Origin of the sequence: Paenibacillus sp. VT-400 (genome assembly GCF_001029205.1) — a bacterium.
GTDB classification, from domain to species: domain Bacteria; phylum Bacillota; class Bacilli; order Paenibacillales; family Paenibacillaceae; genus Paenibacillus; species Paenibacillus amylolyticus.
The window spans coordinates 3,897,499-3,918,072 of sequence record NZ_LELF01000067.1 but is presented as its reverse complement, the minus strand read 5'-3'; the positions used below and the strand labels follow the sequence as shown (position 1 = coordinate 3,918,072).

The window sequence follows — 20,574 nt, the reverse complement described above, 5'->3', positions numbered from 1 at the left end:
ATTAATCTACGTGTCTAACTGATATCGTTGTGAATATAAAAAAGAGACCTCCCGATGGTTAGGAGGTCTCTTGTCAGCTATTACGCGTTATTAATTATGGTATTCATCGTTGTCCGATCCAGACCTTTGACCAGCTTCACGATCAGTTCTTTGGCTGCATCGTAGTCATCCGTATGAATGATGGAAGAAGAGGTATGGATATAACGTGCGCAGATACCAACAACTATTGATGGTACACCAATGCCACTCAGGTGAACTTGACCTGCATCGGTACCACCTGGTGAAATGAAATACTGCATTTTAATCTGATTGGATGAAGCCGTATCTTGAACATATTCCACCATTCCGCGATGGGTGAACATACCCGGGTCAAAAATACGAAGCAATGCGCCTTCTCCGATATGTCCAAATGACTGTTTGTCACCTGTCATATCATTCGCCGCGCTACAGTCCAGTGCAAAGAAGATATCAGGCTGAATCAAATTGGCCGCCGTACGTGCACCGCGAAGCCCCAGTTCTTCCTGAACCGTTGCACCAGCATAAAGCTTGTTAGGCAGTTTTTCCTTGTGCAGCGCTTCAACCAGTTCAAGTGCAAGTCCTACGCCGTAACGATTATCCCACGCTTTGGCCATAATTTTTTTCGGGTTCGCCATAGGCGTAAATTCACAGATCGGCACGATCTGCATCCCTGGATGAATGCCCCAGGATTCTGCTTCCGCACGGTTGTCTGCTCCAATATCGAGATACATGGAATTCAGATCCACAGGTTTATTCCGCTGGGACTCGTCCAGCAAGTGTGCAGGTGTAGAACCTACAACTCCGGTAATCCGACGATCAGGTGTGATGATTTCCAATCGTTGAGACAGTACAGCCTGACTCCACCATCCACCCAGTGGACGGAACTTGATCATACCTGTTTCGGTAATGCCAGTAGTCATGAAACCCACTTCGTCAAAGTGTCCGGCTACCATAACTTTGGGACCGGATTCCTCCCCGCGTAATACACCAAATAGACTCCCCAGGCGATCCTGGACGAACTCATCGGTATAAGCGGAAAGCTTATCTTTCATCCAGCCGCGAAGCTCACGTTCAAAACCGGATGCGGAAGGAAATTCCGTCAACGTACGGAACATATCCATCGTTTTTTCATTCATGTGTCAACAACTCCTCTGTTGGTATGTATTTCAGGTCACAGTAGAACGGCTACCCGCCTGTTGTCCTTTAAATGTAGTTCATAAAGTCCACTTTTGATTACGAATCATGCCTAACGGCATGATCAGCATCGAATATGAAATTCAGCCGAAATGTCCGTTGCTCACGTAGTTTTCCTACGCTCCGCTACTCCATTTCTATCTTCATCCCATCTTCTTGGTACTGAAAACTAGACTTTTTGAACATGCACTTTAATATGCTGAGGACTTGTTATTTAACCACTGGTCACATTACAGTATGAACCTTGCGCAAGTGATTGTCCATGTTTATGTCACGTATTTAAGGCATATTTTGGGCGCTTACCGTGTCCAAGTTTCATGACTCTATCCGCTGTAGTCGCAGTCCTGATGCCACTTCAATGAATATGAATATATGGAGGAGATGTCATCATTTTGTGAAGTTCTTTATTTCAATATTTGTTTGTCTGTTTACAGGAAGGAGCTAAATATCCAATGAAGCCTCCAGAAGAGGGCACGGAAAAAGTACTGTTTATCGTTCTTTTTATCTTGCTCGTGATTGTTCTTCTTTATTTATAGACGTATCTAAAAGTCCTCAGATCCGGCGTATTCCCATCTTGCTTTCACAACATGATCTTGTTGGAAACATATGCTGTCTGTCGCCGGATACATAACCTTCCGATTATTAACAAACAATGAATATAGGATTACACACATTGGCATTCAGCCTTAGCTTTGAACCATTTTCACATAGAGGAGGTCTTGTATCTTGCCAGCTCAATCTGCATCCGGAAGCGAAAAAAAATCATCGTCCCTGTCCATGGATGAAAAGGAGTACAAAAAAGTCGCAAAAAAACATGAGCCGCCTCGTCCAATCCTGAAAAATTGCCTCAAAGCATTTCTGGTTGGGGGTACCGTCTGTTTGATTGGACAGGCCATTCAAGAGGCTTTTATGGCCGGTTTCGACATGACATCGAAGGAAGCTTCCAGTCCTACGGTGGCGGTCATGATTCTCATATCGGTTATTCTAACGTGTCTCGGCGTTTACGATAAAATGGCTCAATGGGCAGGAGCGGGAACGGCTGTACCGGTTACCGGATTTGCCAATTCCATGTGTTCTGCTGCACTGGAACATCGTGCTGAAGGACTGGTGCTCGGTGTAGGGGCCAACATGTTTAAACTTGCTGGTTCCGTTATTGTGTTTGGTGTCGTGGCAGCATTTGTCGTAGGGATCGTTTATGCCTTTTTGGGATTTGGAGGTGGGCACCTGTGAAACGATTGGGTCGCCAGACATGGCAGTTTGAGAATCGTCCGCGGATCATCGGTAAATCCGCAGTTGTAGGACCAGAAGAAGGCGAGGGTCCACTGTCATCTGATTTCGATTATGTCTACGACAACCTCGAGATCGGCGAGAAAACGTGGGAAAAGGGAGAACGTAAACTGCTCGAACAGGCCTCCCAACTGGCTTTGATAAATGCAAATATCACCAAGGAAGAGCTTCAATTTTTTGTTGGTGGAGATCTGATGAACCAGATTATCAGCAGTTCCTTTTCAGCGCGAAAACTGGGTGTGCCTTACTTGGGTGTCTTTGGAGCCTGTTCTACTTCCATGGAAACGTTAGCGTTAGCGTCCATGATTGTTGACTCGGGAGCTGGAGATTATGTCCTTGCAGGAACGGTGAGCCACAACTGTACGGTGGAGAAACAATTTCGGTATCCGACGGAGTATGGCTCCCAGAAGCCGCCTTATGCGCAATATACCGTCACAGGAGCAGGGTGTGGCGTGGTCTCCCGTACGGGTGATGGTCCCGTTGTTACCAAAGCCACCATTGGACGCATTATGGATTTGGGCATCAAAGATCCCTTTAATATGGGTTCAGCCATGGCGCCAGCAGCAGCCGACACTATAATCTCTCATTTCAGGGATACGGGATTGGAACCCGGCTATTATGATCTCATTGTTACTGGGGATCTGGCTTCCGTCGGTCTGCCAATTACGAAAGAGCTTTTGCAAAAAGAAGGCATTCCCATGGAACAGACGGTATTTAATGATTGCGGCCTGATGATCTATGATCGGGAGAAACAGCCTTATGTGGTTGCCGGGGGAAGTGGCTGCGGATGTTCTGCCACCGTCACCTATGGTCACATTTTGAACCGAATGCAGAAGGGTGATCTTAAACGGGTGCTCGTCGTAGCTACCGGGGCACTGTTGTCTCCAATTTCGTACCAGCAGGGTGAAAGTATTCCTTGTATTGCACATGCCGTAGCCATAGAAAAGGAGGGATAAAGGTAATGCAGTTCTTGTGGGCATTTATTGTTGGCGGTTTAATCTGTGTTGTCGGACAACTTCTAATGGATGGGGTTAAACTGACGCCAGCTCATACCATGAGCACACTTGTTGTGACAGGTGCGCTTGCGGATGCATTTGGCGTGTATGACCCCTTGGTTAAATTTGCAGGTGCGGGTGCTACCATCCCCATCACAAGTTTCGGTAATTCCTTGGTGCACGGGGCATTGACGGAGTTGGAAAAAGAGGGATGGCTGGGTGTGATTACAGGGATTTTCGATCTGACTGCGGCGGGAATATCGTCAGCGATCATCTTTTCTTTTCTCGCGGCATTGGTCGTTAGACCAAAAGGCTAACATAAAATGAGAAATCTCCTTGAACATATTACGATTCAACAGAGGCTTCGGATAACTTTTATCCGGGGCTTTTTTGTCGTATTCATGCGTGAACTGCGGTGAATCTGACGGGCTGGAAACAAATTGTGAGTTCCTTCGAGTGTACTCGTGACTCTGGATCATGTACAATAAAAGGAAATCTGTATGCTTTTTTAGGAGGTTAGACCACATGCCTGTGCGCAAAGAGTCGATCCAAATCATATCCGCAGTTCGTTCTAATCTGGAATCCTGCATTATGGGGAAATCCTTTGAAATTCAACTTTTACTTACAGCTTTGCTTGCAGGCGGGCACGTTCTGATTGAAGACGTACCGGGAACTGGAAAAACGCAGTTAATCAAGGCATTATCGAAATCCATGCGCGGTGAGTACCGACGTATTCAATGTAATCCTGATATTTTACCTAGTGATATTACGGGCGTATCTGTGTTTCATCCGAAGGATGAGCGTTTTTATTTCCGGCCAGGTCCTGTGATGACCAACATTTTGCTAGCTGATGAGATTAACCGGGCCACAACAAAAACCCAATCGGCTCTGCTTGAAGTGATGGAGGAGCGCAGCGTAACCGTTGATGGCGATACGTATGATCTGCCACATCCATTCATGCTCTGTGCAACTCAGAATCCGATTGATTTTGAAGGTACGTATACGTTGCCGGAAGCACAACTCGACCGGTTTATGTTGAAAATAAGTCTAGGTTATCCCGATAAGGAAATTGAGAAAATCCTATTGAAACAGCATCAGCTCGGTCAGCCTGTAGATCGCCTTGAATCCGTGACTCATATGGACCAGATCTCGGCAATTCAGCAGGAGATTAAAGAGGTCTTTATCGGTGATCCGGTTATGGACTATTTGCTTGATGTTGTTCGTCAAACTCGCTCCCACCCATCTGTATTGCTGGGTGCCAGCCCACGGGCAGCCATATCGTTCATGATGGCCGTAAAAGCCTTTGCATTCTTGCAGGAACGTGATTATGTGCTTCCGGATGATGTGAAAACGATGGCCCCTTATGTGATCTCTCATCGTATTGTGCTTCGTCCCGAATCGAGACTGGACAGTATGAGTTCCGAGGCCGTTTTGAATGCCGTACTCCAGCAAGTACGCGTGCCCGTCTCCATGGGGCAATAGTTCATGAAGCCGCTTTTGAGAACAGTGAATAGAGGGTTACGCCACCCACGCGTATGGAGCATCGCAATGGTGTGGATGTGCTGTCTGGCTTATGTTTTGTTTCAGGGCGGGAAGACATCCCTTATGTTGCTGTCGATGGTGACCCTGCTCTGTGTATACCTTGCCATTGCTGGATTTAGCGGGGTAAGACGTGCTCAAGGAGTTCGTAGGTTATCTTCTGGTCCAGACCACGAAGAATTGCTGCATGCGGGTGACCAGGTTCAAGTACAGCTGAGTCTGACGATTCCGGGATTCCTCCCGCTTCCCTATGTTGTTGTGCGTGAAATGCTGCATCGGCATAACGGGGAATCGTGGTCGTTCAAGGAAAGTTTGATTCCCAATATGCGAGGTAATGGGGAGCTGTCATTCCAGACGCCACCACTTGAGCGGGGGAAGTATGTTTTTTCAGAAACGGAATGTGCCAGCGAGGACATATTCGGACTGATTGAACATCGAGGAAAGTTTAAGGCCAAAGGTGAGTTTCGCGTACTGCCAAGAACGGTATTTATTCCATATTGGCAGCTTTACGACCGCAAATCACGGTTATCCGGTCCTCAGACGGCGCTAACCCGCTCACGGAGAGAGACCACTCAGATCAATGGTGTACGTGACTACGTATACGGAGATCGACTTTCCCGCATTCACTGGAATGCAACGGCAAAGACAGGGAACTGGAAGTCCAAGGAGTTTGAGCATGAGTCTGTGCCCAAAACCATTCTGGTTCTGGATGCGCTGGCATCAAGTTATGAACATGGGGATGCATTTGAAATTGCCGTTTCCACGGCTGCCTCTCTGCTGGAGTATGGTGTCAGGGAACGAATGGGGATGGGGTTGTTGACATTGTCAGACCAGACATCCTTCATGGCACCCAGTGAAAGTCTGATGGAACGGCAGAAGATGATGCATCATCTGGTGGATATTCAATATAACGGTCAGGATACCCATCTGTTGCCCGGCGTGGAAAGAATTGCACGTCAACTGCCTCAGGGAGCTTACTTTGTCGTGATTTCTCCCCAGAAGGATGAAAAAATAATGGAACTGTTGCGCTGGGCCGATACGCGGGGCATGACGCCATGTCATATTCTGATCGATACCAGTGAATCCCGCCGGAGTGCCGAGTGGAATGCCATGTTGCGTGGAAGAGGCACGAGGTCATTCACTGTTTCTCACTTGCAGGAGCTTCCAACGGTGATGGGGGGAGGTTCTGTATGAGTACAAAAGGAAATGAAAGTATTGCAGGCAAACGATCCTGGTACCATGCAGCATCATTGCTCTGGATTTTCCTGATTGGAATGCAGTGGATTTCATTTACGCAGGAATCGTGGTACACGGAGACAACTTCTCTGGTGTTATGGACACTTGCAGCGGTCAGTGTGCTGGAGGTCATTCTGCCCTTCAAAACGATCTATCGGGCGATCATCAAGGCGGTCGTTGTTGGTTACATTTTGCATAAAACGCTGATTGATTATACGGTATACATCCCTTATGGCTCTTTAACGGACCGAGCGGAGCAATTCATATTACACATGACGCCGTACATCTGGTTCTCCCTGTGTGCATGGGTGATGCTTGAAGCTGCGCTTCGACTCGTGACCACAACACGTCGCATTCTTGTTTTTCTGGGTGTTAACATCATTTCGATGGGGATTCTCGATTCTTTCACCCAGATTCCACTCTGGATTGAAATCGCGTGGGTGATGTTTGCGGGGATGGGATGGCTCGTATGCCAGCATTTCCGTAACTATCAGCTACAGTATCCACAAGGTTGGAAACGAATCATCCGGTATCCTTATAAAGTCCTGGCCAATATTGCCATTATCTTTTCTTTGATTATTGTAGCCAGCGTTAATATGCCTGAGATTCCACCCACCTTGACGGACCCATATACGGCGTGGCGTAACTATACCGGAACTTCCACAAGTCAGGCTGGTAACGGAAACCTTGATATTCCCGCGGCTACCGAATCGGGATACAGCAGGGAAGACAATCAGCTTGGTGGAGGTTTTAACTTCGACTATACCCCTGTCATGTCTGTCACGACCAATGAGCGCAGTTACTGGCGCGGTGAGACACGTGCAGAGTATACAGGCACAGGTTGGGATGACCGTGGACGGGGTACGACAGATAATGTTCAAGCTGGACAGCCTCTGGAGAACCAAGAATCCGGTAATGTGAATACCAAACAAGTGACTCAGAACGTAACGATGCTGAATGATAATGTCTATCCGATTCTCTTTGGTGCTTATTCGATCTCGGAAGTGAGCTCGATTAATGGTGAGGACAGAACGGAGCGGATGTTGTGGAATGCTGAACAGGCTGAACTGCATGTGGTGACAGACCGTCAGCAACCGCAGTATCCCAAGACGTATACTATCGTATCGGAAGCCCCTGTGATTGTGGAAGATGAGCTTCGTACGAAGTCATATGAAGATCTGTATAACGGTAATCCGGCAGATGATATGTACTTGCAGTTACCATCCCGTTTCCCTGACCGGGTTTCGGATCTGGCAGCCGAGATAACGGCATCTGCGAATACTCCGTATGAAAAAGTGGCATTACTGCAAAACTATTTACAAACTAATTTTGAATACACAAACAATCCGGATTTATCTCGAAAAGTAAGCAGCGACTTTGTGGAAGGTTTCCTGTTTGATATTATGGAAGGCTACTGTGATTACTTCTCCACTGCGCTAGTGATGATGGCGCGCTCGGAGGGCATTCCTGCAAGGTGGGTTAAAGGTTATGCGCCTGGACAATTGTCCCTGAATTCGGACATGCAGGCCCCGCGTCAACCTGGCGCGGAGATTGAGACGACCTACACCGTTACCAATGCAGATGCACACTCCTGGGCAGAGGTTTACTTTGGTGAGTATGGTTGGATTCCTGTTGAAGCAACGCCGGGCTTTGATATGCCGCTGCTGACGGAACAGCCTGATGTACAGCCTGTAGATGAGCCAGAAGAAGAGCCAGAAGAGGAGCCGGTACAAGAGGAAGAGCAGACCCCTGCACCTGAGCAGACATCGTCTGCCATCCCAACTTTTGTTATCTGGGCTGCAGGAGCCATTATTGTATTGTGGGTAGCATATATGTTCTGGCGTAATCGTTTCTCCATGCGATTCTTCCTGCTTCGTCTACGGACAGGTGGACCGCTCACCCCTGAACAGAAGGTAGTGGCAGAGACCGAGCGTTGGATTCAGTATGTGAAACGCAAAGGGTTGACCCGGAGCGGAGACGAGACACTTCGTGAATCGGTAGCCCGCTGGAGCCAGGCAAAACCTGCTGCAGAAGCAACATTGTATGAGCTTCTCACGAAGTTTGAACAGACTCGTTACAGTCCGGCGTCCGTAACTGCCGACGACTGGAAGGGCGTCTATCAGACCGCCTTGAAGCTGCGGAAGGAACTGAAAGCGGAACGGGCATAGTTGTTGCCCGTCCCGTTTTTCCTTTTTTCCTATGCCATCAGGCGCTGTATGCATTTTCAGGAAAGACGGATTTGTGATATAGTGTGTCGTATGAAACTGAGGTGACTTCTTTGTTTAAAATGTTAATGCCCAAGCTGCGTGTAGACACGGTTTTTGACATTAATCTGGAAGAGCTGTACGCTCAAGGCTACCGTGGAATTATAACTGATCTGGATAACACACTCGTTGGAGCCAAAGCCCCTGACGCTACGCCCGAACTGATTGAATGGTTTGCACGTGTGAAAGAGGCAGGTTTCAAGCTGATGATTGTGTCCAATAACAATTTGAATCGTGTATCCCTGTTTGCGACCCCGCTGGATATCCAGTTTGTGCATAGTGCACGCAAACCATCGAATGTACCGTTTCGTAGAGCAATGAAAATGATGGAGTTATCTCCTGAAAACACGATTGTAGTAGGCGATCAGATGCTTACGGACGTTTATGGAGGGAACCGAATGGGGTTATATACTGTTCTGGTACTGCCAATCTCCATAGGGGACGAAGGTTTTATGACCCGCTTCAATCGACGCGTGGAACGGATTGCTCTAACGAGTTTACGCAGGAAAGGCTTATGGCTTGAGGAGGAAAAGAAGAAATGACAGAACCGCATAACGGCAATCTTGCCGTAAGGTGCAGCGGATGCGGCGTGCATCTGCAAACAGAAAATTCGGAATTACCAGGGTTTATCCCAGAGAAAGCACTGGATCGTGAACCGGTTATATGCCAGCGCTGTTTCCGCATCAAAAACTACAATGAGTCATCATCCGTTACGGTGGATCAGGACGAATTCCTGGCGCTGCTTAGCAAAATCGGGGATAAGGATGCACTTGTCATCCATATCGTTGATTTGTTTGACTTTGATGGCAGTATTATCTCCGGTCTGCAACGTTTTGTAGGCAACAATCCGGTATTGCTTGCTGTGAACAAAACGGACTTGCTTCCGAAAGTAACCAACTGGAACAAGGTTCGCAACTGGGTACAGAAGCAAGCCAAAGAACAAGGTTTGCGTACCGTCGATGTAGTCTTGTGCAGTGCAAAGCAAAACCAGGGCTTCGACCGACTGCTTGAGCTTGTGGGAACCTATCGCGAAGATCGTGACGTGTACGTGGTTGGCGGTACCAATGTGGGCAAATCCACACTGATCAACCGTCTGATTCGTGATTACAGTGATCTGGAGCAGGAACTGACTACATCCCGTTATCCGGGAACAACGCTGGATATGGTGAACATTCCGTTGGATGATGGAAAATATATCATTGATACGCCTGGAATCGTGTATCCATGGCGTTTCAGCGAGATTGTTTCACGTAAGGATCTCGCTGCCATCATGCCGGAAAAACCGCTTAAACCGGCTGTGTATCAGTTGAATTCCGGTCAGACGCTGTTCTTTGGCGGCATGGCTCGATTTGACTTTGTGGAAGGTGATCGCCAGTCGTTCACTTGTTTTATCAGCACTGCGCTTGATATTCACCGGACGAAGCTGGAGCGTGCAGATGATCTTTACCGCGACCATCTGGGAGAATTGTTGTCTCCGCCAACCCGTGAGGATGCAGCAGAGATGGCTGAATGGACCAGACATGAATTCCGCATCAAACGCGGCAGTCAATCGGATGTATTCATCTCGGGTCTGGGCTGGATTAAGGTGAATGGCGATATTGGAGCGCTTGTTGCTGTTCATGCTCCAAAAGGCATTCGTGTACAGATCCGCCCATCCTTGATCTAGTAATCTCAGAAGCTGTACATCAGATGGATCGGAGGCGGACCTATGTCTGAGCAGAACAAATTCAACTCTTCACTTCCCGTGTTGCTTGGTGTTATGGGTGATCCTATTGCTCACTCCAAGTCTCCGGCAATGCACAATGCGGCTCTGCAGGCTGCAGGAGTGAATGGAATGTATATGCCACTGCATGTTTATCCGGATCAACTGGAAGCGGCAGTTCGCGGAATTGTGGCACTGGGCTATCGTGGTGTCAATGTCACCATCCCGCACAAAGAGCAGGTGATGCAGTATCTGGATGTGGTCGATGACAGTGCTCGCCTGATTGGTGCGGTGAATACCATCGTCAATGAAGGTGGAACACTGATAGGGTACAATACGGATGGTATTGGTTATGTCCGATCGCTGAAGGAAGAGGCTGTGCCTGAGCTTGGGGGTAAACGTATTGCTGTACTAGGAGCAGGTGGAGCAGCGAGAGGTGTCATATATGCACTTGCACTGGAGAAGCCTGAACGGATCCACATTCTGAACCGTACAGCGGACAGGGCTATTGCACTTGCTTCGGATTTACGAGGCCATGGCTTGGGAGAAATCTCGGGCAGTGGCATGGAAGACGCTGCAACGGTACTGGCTACGGCTGATATCGTGATTAACACAACGGCTGCCGGAATGCATCCTAATGTTGATGACGTACCAGTTGATCCTGCACTGATCCGTGAAGGAGCAGCGGTGAGTGATCTGATATACAATCCGCTGGAGACCCGTCTGCTTCGAGAGTCGCGGAAGCGTGGATGCACAGTGCACGGTGGTCTGGGTATGTTTGTATACCAGGGCGCAGTGGCTTTTGAGCATTGGCTCGGCATTCCGGCTCCTGTGGAGACGATGAGACGTGCTGTACTAAACAGTTTTGAAGTGTGAAAATAATAATTGAATGGTCAGGTCCGGACAGTTTTTGCGCTGTCGATCAGGGCCTGCTCAACATAAGGAGTATGGAGTATTCATGTTAAACGGTAAACAAAAGCGCTTTTTGCGGTCACAGGCACATCACCTGACCCCTGTATTTCAGATTGGTAAAGGTGGAACCAACGAGCACCTGTTCCGTCACATCGAAGATGCGATTGAGAAGCGCGAATTGATGAAAGTGCAAGTGTTGAACAACAATGACGAGGACAGAAAAGAGATGGCAGAAGAAGTTGCCCGTGAAACGGGAAGTGAGCTTGTACAACTCATCGGTAACACAATCATCCTGTACAAAGAATCTCGCGATAACAAACAAATCGAACTACCTAGATAAGGGAGCGTGACGCAGGTGAAGATCGGCATCATGGGTGGTACGTTTGATCCGATCCACATGGGACACCTCCTGGCAGCTGAAGCGGCAAGGGACTCACATGCACTGGATGAGATCTGGTTCATGCCTTCCCATGTTCCACCTCACAAACGCGGAGCCGGAGCTTCGGGACAGCAGCGTCTCGATATGACGGAAGCGGCTGTGAAGGGTGTGCAGCAATATGAGGTGCTGGATATCGAGATGGAATTGGGCGGAGTGTCTTATACCATCGATACGATGAAGGAACTGTGGCGTCGCCATCCTGAACATGAATTTTATTTCATTATCGGGGCGGATATGGTGAACTATCTCCCCAAATGGGAGCAGATTGAAGAGCTTGCAGAACGCTTAACCTTTATCGGAGTTGGTCGGCCGGGCTTCCAGTTACATCTGGATGATTTACCAGACGAGTTACAGGATCGGGTCCTGCTGGCCGAGATGCCCTTGGTCGATATTTCATCGACAGCCGTACGCAGACGTCTGGCCAAAGGTCATTCGGTACGCTTCATGATTCCTGATGAAGTGCACCAATACATTGTAAGGAGCGGTTTATATGGCGCTAAGCCGTGATGAACTGATTCAAGCCGTATCCGGACAAATGCCGGAAAAACGCTGGAAGCATACACTGGGTGTAATGGAATCGTCAGTGATGTTGGCTGAAAAATACGGTGCTGATCCTGTGAAAGCAGATCTGGCAGCGATATTGCATGATGTGGCGAAGTACTGGCCCGTAGCGGAGATGGAAGCGGTCATTCGTGATAACGGATTAAACCAGGAACTTCTGCAGCATGACAAGCAACTCTGGCATTCCGAAGTCGGTGCTTTTGTAGCCATGCGTGATTACGGTGTGGAAGATTCCGAAGTTATTAATGCCATCCGGTGGCATACCTCGGGTCGGGTAGGCATGAGCTTGCTGGACAAAGTGGTATGTCTTGCCGATTACATTGAACCGGGACGAGATTTCCCGGGAGTGGATCACATTCGCGAACAGGCTGAACGTAGTCTGGAGGAAGGTTTAATTGCCGGATTCGATTCGACGATCAGCTTGCTGATCTCGCAACGACGTGTCATTTATCCTTTGACCATGCTGTCGCGGAATGACTTAATTGCACAATTATAGATTATGGAGGTTGGTTCATGACAGTATCATCGAAAGAACTTATGAATATGGCGGTTGCTGCCGCTGACGACAAAAAGGCATCCAACATTGTAGCGTTGGATCTGATTAATGTTTCCCTGGTGGCAGATTATTTTGTTATTTGTCACGGGAATTCCGATACACAGGTACAAGCCATTGCCACTGAAATTCGCAAACAGGCTCATGCAGCCGGAGCGACGATCAAAGGTATCGAAGGTATGGATTCCGCACGTTGGGTATTGATGGACATGGGCGATGTTGTTGTTCATATCTTCCACCGTGACGAGCGCGAATACTACAACATTGAACGACTATGGTCTGATGCCAAAGTGGTGGAAACTGTATGAGTTTGATTGCTGGAACAGTCGTCTCTTTGCCGGTTTCACGTGAAGTGTCTCCGTTTGGCTTCTTTTTGACGACAGGATCGGAAGATGTACTGCTTCACTACACCGAGTTAACACGGGATATTAAGATTGGTGAGACGCTTGAGGTATTTGTATTCTTTGATACAGAAGATCGTCTGGCCGTAACGATGAAAAAGCCTTATCTCATGCTTGGCGAAATGGCACGACTGGTTGTGGCTGATGTTCACCCACGACTGGGCTGTTTCCTGGAAATGGGCCTTGGACGGCAATTGCTGCTTCCTATTCGTGAATTGCCTGAATTGGAAGAACTGCGTCCTCAAGTGGGGGATGAAGTCTTTGTAATCATGGAACATGACAAGCAGGGACGTCTGCGTGCCAAATTGGCCGGGGAACGTGAGCTTTCACCATTGTCTTTCCATGCTCCAACTTCATGGTTAAACGAGTGGGTTGAAGCGACGGTATACAAGCCACTGCAGATGGGTACTTTTGTACTTGTAGAGGGCGGTGTACTGGGCTTTGGCGCGATTGGTATGATTCATTCATCCGAACGTAGTCATATGCTGCGTCTTGGTGAGAAAGTTAAATGTCGGGTGACACTGGTACGTGAAGACGGACGTGTGAATCTGGCCATGACTCAACTCAAACAAGTTGGACGTAACGAAGATGCAGACAAACTGCTCGCCTTTATGAAAGAGCGTCCTATGGGCGGCATGCCATACTCGGATGCAACTCCGCCGGATATCATCAAGCAGCGCTTTGGCATCAGTAAGTCTGCCTTCAAGCGTGCCTTGGGCAAATTGATGAAAGACGGATTGGTGGTCCAAAAGGAAAGCTGGACGTATCTGTCCGAATCTGCTCCTGCGGATCAAAATGAAAACAAGTAATCTTCCTGATTAAATAGTTGTAATATGGAACTCGGAGAAGGCAGGGATAGGCTGGGTAAACACCGGATGCCCCTGTCTTTTCTTTTGTTAACAGGATTGGAAAATGAAATTGAAAGTGCGGTGCCTGACATGTCTTACCGGAAATTTGCGTATGTGTATGATGAATTAATGGAAGATATGCCTTATCCGGACTGGATAAGGTTTGCAAGAACAGCATGGGAAAAGCATGGAATGCCCAAAAGTGTCGCTGAACTTGGCTGTGGAACGGGCTCCATTACGATCCCGCTCGTGAACTCCGGTTTCGAAGTTACAGGCATTGACCTCTCATCAGATATGCTGTCGGTTGCGCGCAGCAAGATGGAGGCTACGCCTCAGGGACATCGCTTGTATCGCGAGGGCAGTGTCCGTTGGGTGCAACAGGATATGCGGGAATGGCGAGTTCCGGAACCTGTGGATTCGGTGATATCTTTCTGTGATTGTGTCAATTATTTGCTTGAACAAGAAGATGTCGTTCGTACTTTCCAGCGGACATACGAGATGCTGAAGCCTGGTGGAACGTTCCTGTTTGATGTGCATCATCCCAATACCCTTATTCGTTATGATGAAGAGCAGCCTTTTGTACTGGATGAGCGCTCCGTGTCGTATATTTGGACATGTGATCTGGATCAGGATCGCTGTGAGATCGAACATCATCTCAGTATTTTTTCGCGTGTGGATGATGGTAGCAAGGATATGTATCAGCGGTTTGAAGAAGTTCATGTCCAGCGTGCATATAACCCGGACTGGATGAAGCTTGAGTTGTCCAAGGCAGGTTTTAGAGACGTGAAGGTATATGCGGATTTTGAATGGAAAGAAGCTGGAGACAGCGCACAGCGCTTGTTCTACGTGGCTGTGAAGTAAGAGCGAATAATGAGAACTGTCCTTATGGTGCATAAGGGCAGTTTTTTGTTTGATTTTTTTATGGAGAATGAATAGCAATAGTCTTAAATAGGGTAGAGGAATGCAAGAAAAGACATAACGACGTGACAAAAAGTATTGCCAGTTAAAGTAAAGAAGGTGATAATAGTCGGATAGAAAGCGTTTTCTGAGGAAATAAATCAAATGTCAATGTGAGGTGTAGAAATGGAAAGTACATATAAAACAAGACTTACGTCAGAACAGTTGAATGCCATAATAGAGCAGCATTTCTCTGCAAGTATACAGGACTACAAGGAAATGGTGGATGGCTGGGCCAATCATGCATATCTCATTACACTGAGTGACGCACAGCGAGTGGTACTCAAAATTGCACCGTCGGCTTCGACAAATCTGATGCGCTGTGAGCAGGATCTCATGATTGCTGAGATTGAGGCGCTACGCCTCATCACGGAGCTACAGGATGTTCCCGTACCCCAAGTGCTGGCTTATGATGATTCGTTAACTATGGCTTCAGCGCGTTATTTTATCATGGAGTACATGTCTGGAACACCCTATAATCAGGTCAAGGATCAATATTCTGCGGAAGAGCAGGAGGCCATTGAACACCAGCTCGGTCGGTACAATCGTCGAATTAATGAAATCAAAGGCGAGAAGTTTGGATATTTCTCGGAGCAAAAACAGCAATATTCCACATGGAAAGAAGCATTTATGAATCTGATGGATGATATTCTTACCGACGGGGAAGAAGCCGGAATTAAATTTTCAATCGATTATCCTGAATTGAGACGCTTGATTGAAGAGAAATCGGATGTGCTGGACGATGTAAAAGAACCTGTTCTTGTGAGTTGGGATCTGTGGGATGGCAATGTTCTAGTAGACAAAGGTCGTATCACAGCGATTATTGATTTTGAACGTTCTCTGTGGGCAGATCCTCTGATGGAGCATTATTTCAGTCATTTTAACTATACACCCGGTTTTGTGAAAGGGTATGGGCATGAGATTACGACTGAAAGTGAGCTGAAAAGAAGAAGTCTCTATGACTTGTACTTTGATCTGGTGCTGCGCATTGAGTGCGCTTATCGTCAATATGATAATCAGGAACATGTGAATTGGACCATTCATAATCTGGAGGAAGGCATTGAGCGTTTTCGGTTATCCTGAACAGCAACGAGTATTATTGAACGGTACGAACCGTGTGACTTAAAAGGGTCATTATAACGTGTAATATTGACTTTGGGCTTGCTTTTTTATATAATGGTCCCGATATTGTATACATATTTCGATGATAAGGATCAGTAGTAATTCCTGTACATAACAGAGAGCCGGCGGTTGGTGCAAGCCGGTTGACAGTGATTTGCGAACTCGCCTTGGAGAAATGCGGTGATTACACCATTCTGTTTAACCTGCTTGTATAAAGCTTGGGTTCAGGAATGGAAATCCGCATCGGTTAACCGCCGTTACAGGTCCAAAGGGAGTGGATGACGAAGCACGTTCGTCCACTAACTAGGGTGGTACCACGGGAATTCAACCTCTCGTCCCTAGCGCTGCAAACGCTACGGGATGCTGAGGTTTTTTTGTTGCAATTAAAGCTAAAGTGAATAACCTGAAGGAGGAACAATAGATGAGTGAGAATAACCAGCCGAAACACGGCTATCAGCCACAAGTCATGGAAAAAAGTTGGCAGCAATATTGGGATGCAAATAAAACGTTTAAAACGGGTGAGGACCCTGCTAAACCGAAATTTTATGCACTGGATATGTTCCCTTATCCATCCGGTTCAGGTCTGCACGTAGGTCACCCGGAAGGATATACGGCAACGGATATCGTTTCCCGTTACAAACGTATGCGCGGTTACAACGTATTGCACCCAATGGGTTGGGATGCTTTCGGTCTGCCTGCTGAGCAGCATGCACTGGATACAGGTGAACATCCACGAGATATTACATTCCGTAATATTGACAATTTCCGTCGCCAGATCAAATCGCTTGGTTTCTCCTATGACTGGGATCGTGAGATCAGCACAACGGACCCTGAATACTATAAATGGACACAATGGATCTTTATTCAGCTGTACAATAAAGGCTTGGCTTATGTGGATGAAGTTGCAGTTAACTGGTGTGAAGCCCTTGGAACGGTACTTGCTAATGAAGAGGTTATTGATGGCAAGAGTGAACGTGGTGGACATCCGGTTGTACGCAAACCGATGCGTCAATGGGTTCTGAGAATTACCGAGTATGCAGAGCGTCTGTTGGAAGACCTGGAAGAGCTGGATTGGTCTGAAAGCATCAAGGATATGCAGCGCAACTGGATCGGTAAATCAACAGGTGCGGAAGTTGTATTTGCCATTGAGGGTCGCGAGGAAGTTATCAAGGTGTTCACTACCCGTGCGGACACATTGTTCGGTGCGAGCTTTGCAGTACTTGCTCCAGAACATGAATTGGTAGAAGCAATTACAACCGATGACCAACATGAAGCGATTCAGGCTTATCAGGAGCAGGCTTCTCGTAAGAGTGATCTGGAACGTACAGATTTGGCCAAAGACAAAACAGGTGTATTCACTGGCGCTTATGCAATCAACCCTGTTAATGGTGCAAAACTGCCGATCTGGATTGCTGATTACGTTCTTGCAGGTTACGGCACAGGTGCGGTTATGGCAGTTCCGGGTCATGATGCGCGTGACTGGGAATTTGCGAAGCAGTTCGGTCTGGATATCATCGAGGTTATTCAAGGTGGAGACGTTACACAAGAGGCATATTCGGGTGATGGCGCACATGTGAATTCCGATTTCTTGAACGGACTGAATAATGAAGAAGCGGTTGCCAAGATGATTGCTTGGTTGGAAGAGAACGGTAAAGGACAAGGGAAAGTGACCTATCGTCTGCGCGATTGGCTGTTCAGCCGTCAGCGTTACTGGGGTGAGCCAATCCCGATTCTGCATCTGGAAGACGGAACGATGAAGACCGTACCTGAGGATCAACTTCCACTGCTGCTGCCTGATATCGACCAGATCAAACCTTCGGGTACAGGAGAATCACCACTGGCGAATGTTACGGAGTGGGTGAATACGGTAGATCCGGAAACGGGAATGAAGGCACGTCGCGAGACCAATACCATGCCACAATGGGCGGGTAGCTGCTGGTATTACCTGCGCTTTATCGATCCGCGCAATGACAAGGAACTGATCTCCAAGGAGAAACAGCAGCAGTGGCTGCCAGTTGATCTGTACATTGGCGGAGCAGAGCACGCCGTACTTCACTTGCTGTACGCTCGTTTCTGGCACAAAGTGCTGTATGATCTGGGTGTTGTGGAGACCAAAGAGCCTTTCCACAAACTGGTCAACCAAGGTATGATCCTGGGTACCAATAATGAGAAAATGAGTAAATCTCGTGGTAATGTCATTAACCCGGATGAAATCGTGAATGAATTCGGTGCAGATACATTGCGTCTGTACGAGATGTTCATGGGACCATTGGAAGCGACAAAACCGTGGAATGCAAACGGGGTTGAAGGCATGCACCGCTTCCTGTCACGTGTATGGCGTCTCTTCATTAACGAAGACACAGGAGCCATCAATGACAAGATTACGGTGGACGGTGGAACGGATGAGTTCAAACGGACTGCTCACAAAACGATCAAAAAAGTTACGGAAGATCTGGAACATCTGCGCTTCAACACATCCATCAGCCAGCTGATGATTTTCATCAACGATGCATACAAAGCGGACACACTGCCTCGTGAAGCGATGGAGAAATTTGTGCAGCTGTTGTCACCACTGGCACCACATATGGCAGAGGAACTGTGGAGCCGTTTGGGTCATGAAGGTGGAATCTCTTACGTGGCTTGGCCTGAATATGATGAGTCCATGACAGTGGATGCGGAAGTAGAAATCGTTGTTCAGGTAAATGGTAAAATTGTAACTCGTGCTACAATCGCGAAGGATCTGGATGCACAGGGTATGCAGGACTTTACGATGGAGCTGGCACCTGTTAAGCAGGCGCTGGAAGGCAAGACCATTCGTAAGGTCATTGCCGTTCCAGGCAAACTCGTTAATATTGTTGCCGGTTAATCTCACCGGCTCGGAATAGTTCATCCAGCTTTAACAAATCTTCATCATATTTGTCATGTGTCGTGTGGATCAGGTTGTCGAAAACACCGTCAAGACTAACCTTCAGCAGTGCGAGTGCCTGAGCGGTAATACCGCCAGGTACAGCGACACGAGCCTGAAGCTCTTGCGGGGTGTATCCTCCTTCGGTGAGCAGCTTGCCTGTTCCCAGGAGCATTTCGCCAGCCAGAGCGCAGGCATCTGCCCTTTTGATGCCTGTCAGCTTCACTGCACTTTCGATCCACTGTTCCAAAAAGAACGATATGAATGCAGGTCCGCAGCTGGAGAAGTCGGATGTGATTCGTGTACAGGCTTCATCCACTTGGTACGGCCTGCCTATATGACTGAGCAGACTTTCCAACACAGCGCGGTCTTCACTGGTCATTCGTTCGCCATGTATGCAGAGGGATGCTCCACTGCCAACTTGGTGTGTGACGCTGGGAATTACCTTGGAGACTTTGCAAGGAAGTGAAGATTCCAGATGTCGCAGCTGCACGGGACTGGTGATCGAGACAATTATATGATTGGGATTCACGACAGGCAGTATGTCGTCAATAACATGTTTGAATTCAAGCGGCTTCACGCACAGGAAGATGATGTTGCTTCGGATCACCGTTTCCCGATTGCTCTGGGATTCATGCAGACCGGGGTAACGGAGGGATAACTGACGTACTTTGGACGGGGTTCGATTGCTGGCCGCGATCTGCCGGGGCTCAAGAGCACCCGATTGGATCAGGGCATAGATTAGCAGGCTGCCCATGCTGCCGGTTCCGATAAATCCAACCTTCATTGTTTCAGGCCTCCTTTCATGCTTTACGGTACTGGCGCAGTTCATTCCCTCTATTCTATGCGTGAGGACCTGTTTCACATGACATGAAAAATGCACAACTTGTTTCATCAGGAAAGTACAACGGTTCGGAAGCACCGCCCGTGTTCGAAATGAATGATTTTGAATTCAGGGAGAGGTGTGGAAGAATGAGATGGAACAAAGGGATGACCATTGCTGCTGCGGTGGTTGGAAGTATACTTATATTATGGTCGGGCAAAAGTGAACAACCACCTAGTGGCTGGGAACCCTTGCAGCTCGGCACCGAGAAGCCGACGATAGAGCAGGAACTCCCTGCTGTACAGTCGGCTAATTCGGTTCAGGGCAATACAGGAGCATCTTCTTCGGGAACCGAGGCAAGTGGGCTGCAGACTGGAAATGATGTAAAGGCAGATGAGTCTAAAGAGCTTGCGAGCGTTGGGGTTGAAGGTGATTCAGTTGTTCAAACTACAAGTCAGACGAATAATAATCCACCGGACACCTCAAATTCGATTGAAACAGTTACACAGGGGACGAATTCTGATCCTTCGGTTACCTCCGAGACGGCATCAAGCAGTAATCCACCTGTAGTTCGTGAGGAAGCTAGCGACAATGGCAAGATTGATGTGAATACCGCTCCTGTCTCCAAGCTTATCGAGCTTCCCGGAATTGGGGAGAAGAAGGCTCAAGCTATTGTGGACTATCGGAATGCACATGGTCCTTTTGCGAAAGTCAGTGATCTGACAAAGGTCAAAGGAATCGGGATGAAGATGCTGGAGAAGATGGCGCCGTATGTGCAGATCCGGTAAAATTAAAATATAAATTGTATTAAGCGGGAG

20 protein-coding genes and 1 other annotated feature are annotated in these 20,574 nt (G+C 47.9%); of the genes, 18 read left to right on the top strand and 2 right to left on the bottom strand.

Annotated elements, in window-relative coordinates; all coding sequences use genetic code 11:
• Positions 1-80 precede the first annotated feature (80 nt).
• Positions 81-1,154: a M42 family metallopeptidase gene (locus tag EL84_RS27915; protein WP_047843815.1), complete on the bottom strand. Its 1,074-nt coding sequence runs from the start codon at positions 1,152-1,154 to the stop codon at positions 81-83.
• 784 nt (positions 1,155-1,938) lie between these two features.
• Here EL84_RS27915 and spoVAC point away from each other — a divergent pair.
• From spoVAC to leuS, 17 genes are all read left to right on the top strand, one after another.
• Positions 1,939-2,442 carry a stage V sporulation protein AC gene (gene spoVAC, locus EL84_RS27910; RefSeq protein ID WP_036615164.1) on the top strand — a complete coding sequence of 168 codons (504 nt, stop codon included), beginning with the start codon at positions 1,939-1,941 and terminating at the stop codon, positions 2,440-2,442.
• Positions 2,439-3,455 (top strand): stage V sporulation protein AD, encoded by a 1,017-nt coding sequence (gene spoVAD, locus EL84_RS27905; protein ID WP_036615162.1) that lies wholly within the window; start codon positions 2,439-2,441, stop codon positions 3,453-3,455. Before spoVAC ends, spoVAD begins: the two co-directional genes overlap by 4 nt.
• Positions 3,456-3,460: 5 nt before the next feature.
• The gene (gene spoVAE, locus EL84_RS27900) at positions 3,461-3,811 is read left to right on the top strand and encodes a stage V sporulation protein AE (protein WP_047843814.1); all 351 of its coding nucleotides are present in this window, start codon (positions 3,461-3,463) and stop codon (positions 3,809-3,811) included.
• 208 nt (positions 3,812-4,019) lie between these two features.
• On the top strand, positions 4,020-4,976 hold the full coding sequence (locus tag EL84_RS27895; protein WP_036615157.1) for an AAA family ATPase: 957 nt from the start codon (positions 4,020-4,022) through the stop codon (positions 4,974-4,976).
• Positions 4,977-4,979: 3 nt separating this feature from the next.
• The gene (locus tag EL84_RS27890; protein WP_176872547.1) at positions 4,980-6,227 is read left to right on the top strand and encodes a DUF58 domain-containing protein; all 1,248 of its coding nucleotides are present in this window, start codon (positions 4,980-4,982) and stop codon (positions 6,225-6,227) included.
• The gene (locus EL84_RS27885) at positions 6,224-8,437 is read left to right on the top strand and encodes a DUF4129 domain-containing transglutaminase family protein (protein WP_047843812.1); all 2,214 of its coding nucleotides are present in this window, start codon (positions 6,224-6,226) and stop codon (positions 8,435-8,437) included. Before EL84_RS27890 ends, EL84_RS27885 begins: the two co-directional genes overlap by 4 nt.
• Before the next feature lie 110 nt (positions 8,438-8,547).
• The gene (locus EL84_RS27880) at positions 8,548-9,075 is read left to right on the top strand and encodes a YqeG family HAD IIIA-type phosphatase (protein ID WP_036615148.1); all 528 of its coding nucleotides are present in this window, start codon (positions 8,548-8,550) and stop codon (positions 9,073-9,075) included.
• Complete coding sequence (gene yqeH / locus EL84_RS27875) at positions 9,072-10,199, top strand: ribosome biogenesis GTPase YqeH (protein WP_017687184.1); 1,128 nt, start codon at positions 9,072-9,074, stop codon at positions 10,197-10,199. Before EL84_RS27880 ends, yqeH begins: the two co-directional genes overlap by 4 nt.
• A 42-nt stretch (positions 10,200-10,241) precedes the next feature.
• Complete coding sequence (aroE, locus tag EL84_RS27870) at positions 10,242-11,111, top strand: shikimate dehydrogenase (protein ID WP_047843811.1); 870 nt, start codon at positions 10,242-10,244, stop codon at positions 11,109-11,111.
• 82 nt (positions 11,112-11,193) lie between these two features.
• Positions 11,194-11,487 carry a ribosome assembly RNA-binding protein YhbY gene (yhbY, locus tag EL84_RS27865; RefSeq protein ID WP_017687186.1) on the top strand — a complete coding sequence of 98 codons (294 nt, stop codon included), beginning with the start codon at positions 11,194-11,196 and terminating at the stop codon, positions 11,485-11,487.
• Positions 11,488-11,502: 15 nt separating this feature from the next.
• Positions 11,503-12,093, top strand: coding sequence for a nicotinate-nucleotide adenylyltransferase (locus tag EL84_RS27860; RefSeq protein ID WP_047843810.1), 591 nt, complete (start codon positions 11,503-11,505; stop codon positions 12,091-12,093).
• Complete coding sequence (gene yqeK, locus EL84_RS27855; RefSeq protein ID WP_047843809.1) at positions 12,077-12,643, top strand: bis(5'-nucleosyl)-tetraphosphatase (symmetrical) YqeK; 567 nt, start codon at positions 12,077-12,079, stop codon at positions 12,641-12,643. The genes EL84_RS27860 and yqeK overlap by 17 nt, the downstream gene beginning before the upstream one ends.
• A 17-nt stretch (positions 12,644-12,660) precedes the next feature.
• Entirely contained in the window at positions 12,661-13,008 is a 348-nt protein-coding gene (gene rsfS / locus EL84_RS27850) for a ribosome silencing factor (RefSeq protein ID WP_036615136.1), read from the top strand.
• Complete coding sequence (locus EL84_RS27845; protein WP_047843808.1) at positions 13,005-13,910, top strand: S1 RNA-binding domain-containing protein; 906 nt, start codon at positions 13,005-13,007, stop codon at positions 13,908-13,910. The genes rsfS and EL84_RS27845 overlap by 4 nt, the downstream gene beginning before the upstream one ends.
• Positions 13,911-14,039: 129 nt before the next feature.
• Complete coding sequence (locus EL84_RS27840; RefSeq protein WP_036615129.1) at positions 14,040-14,810, top strand: class I SAM-dependent DNA methyltransferase; 771 nt, start codon at positions 14,040-14,042, stop codon at positions 14,808-14,810.
• Positions 14,811-15,032: 222 nt separating this feature from the next.
• Complete coding sequence (locus EL84_RS27835; protein ID WP_047843807.1) at positions 15,033-15,989, top strand: phosphotransferase family protein; 957 nt, start codon at positions 15,033-15,035, stop codon at positions 15,987-15,989.
• Positions 15,990-16,101: 112 nt separating this feature from the next.
• Positions 16,102-16,371 (top strand) — a binding site (T-box leader).
• A gap of 78 nt (positions 16,372-16,449) precedes the next feature.
• Positions 16,450-18,894, top strand: coding sequence for a leucine--tRNA ligase (leuS, locus tag EL84_RS27830; protein ID WP_047843806.1), 2,445 nt, complete (start codon positions 16,450-16,452; stop codon positions 18,892-18,894).
• On the opposite strand, the gene comER is transcribed toward leuS, so the two are convergent.
• Complete coding sequence (gene comER, locus EL84_RS27825) at positions 18,875-19,720, bottom strand: late competence protein ComER (RefSeq protein WP_036668550.1); 846 nt, start codon at positions 19,718-19,720, stop codon at positions 18,875-18,877. The genes leuS and comER overlap by 20 nt on opposite strands.
• 185 nt (positions 19,721-19,905) lie before the next feature.
• Between comER and EL84_RS30990 the strand changes: the two genes are divergently transcribed.
• Positions 19,906-20,544 (top strand): ComEA family DNA-binding protein, encoded by a 639-nt coding sequence (locus EL84_RS30990; RefSeq protein ID WP_053061629.1) that lies wholly within the window; start codon positions 19,906-19,908, stop codon positions 20,542-20,544.
• Positions 20,545-20,574 lie beyond the last annotated feature (30 nt).

Excerpts from the sequence above, each read along its gene's own strand:
- EL84_RS27915 (WP_047843815.1), bottom strand. The coding sequence starts at position 1,154 with ATGAATGAAAAAACGATGGATATGTTCCGTACGTTGACGGAATTTCCT.
- spoVAE (WP_047843814.1), top strand. The coding sequence starts at position 3,461 with ATGCAGTTCTTGTGGGCATTTATTGTTGGCGGTTTAATCTGTGTTGTC.
- EL84_RS27895 (WP_036615157.1), top strand. The coding sequence starts at position 4,020 with ATGCCTGTGCGCAAAGAGTCGATCCAAATCATATCCGCAGTTCGTTCT.
- EL84_RS27890 (WP_176872547.1), top strand. The coding sequence starts at position 4,980 with ATGAAGCCGCTTTTGAGAACAGTGAATAGAGGGTTACGCCACCCACGC.
- EL84_RS27885 (WP_047843812.1), top strand. The coding sequence starts at position 6,224 with ATGAGTACAAAAGGAAATGAAAGTATTGCAGGCAAACGATCCTGGTAC.
- yqeH (WP_017687184.1), top strand. The coding sequence starts at position 9,072 with ATGACAGAACCGCATAACGGCAATCTTGCCGTAAGGTGCAGCGGATGC.
- aroE (WP_047843811.1), top strand. The coding sequence starts at position 10,242 with ATGTCTGAGCAGAACAAATTCAACTCTTCACTTCCCGTGTTGCTTGGT.
- yhbY (WP_017687186.1), top strand. The coding sequence starts at position 11,194 with ATGTTAAACGGTAAACAAAAGCGCTTTTTGCGGTCACAGGCACATCAC.
- yqeK (WP_047843809.1), top strand. The coding sequence starts at position 12,077 with ATGGCGCTAAGCCGTGATGAACTGATTCAAGCCGTATCCGGACAAATG.
- rsfS (WP_036615136.1), top strand. The coding sequence starts at position 12,661 with ATGACAGTATCATCGAAAGAACTTATGAATATGGCGGTTGCTGCCGCT.
- EL84_RS27845 (WP_047843808.1), top strand. The coding sequence starts at position 13,005 with ATGAGTTTGATTGCTGGAACAGTCGTCTCTTTGCCGGTTTCACGTGAA.
- EL84_RS27840 (WP_036615129.1), top strand. The coding sequence starts at position 14,040 with ATGTCTTACCGGAAATTTGCGTATGTGTATGATGAATTAATGGAAGAT.
- EL84_RS27835 (WP_047843807.1), top strand. The coding sequence starts at position 15,033 with ATGGAAAGTACATATAAAACAAGACTTACGTCAGAACAGTTGAATGCC.
- leuS (WP_047843806.1), top strand. The coding sequence starts at position 16,450 with ATGAGTGAGAATAACCAGCCGAAACACGGCTATCAGCCACAAGTCATG.
- comER (WP_036668550.1), bottom strand. The coding sequence starts at position 19,720 with ATGAAGGTTGGATTTATCGGAACCGGCAGCATGGGCAGCCTGCTAATC.
- EL84_RS30990 (WP_053061629.1), top strand. The coding sequence starts at position 19,906 with ATGAGATGGAACAAAGGGATGACCATTGCTGCTGCGGTGGTTGGAAGT.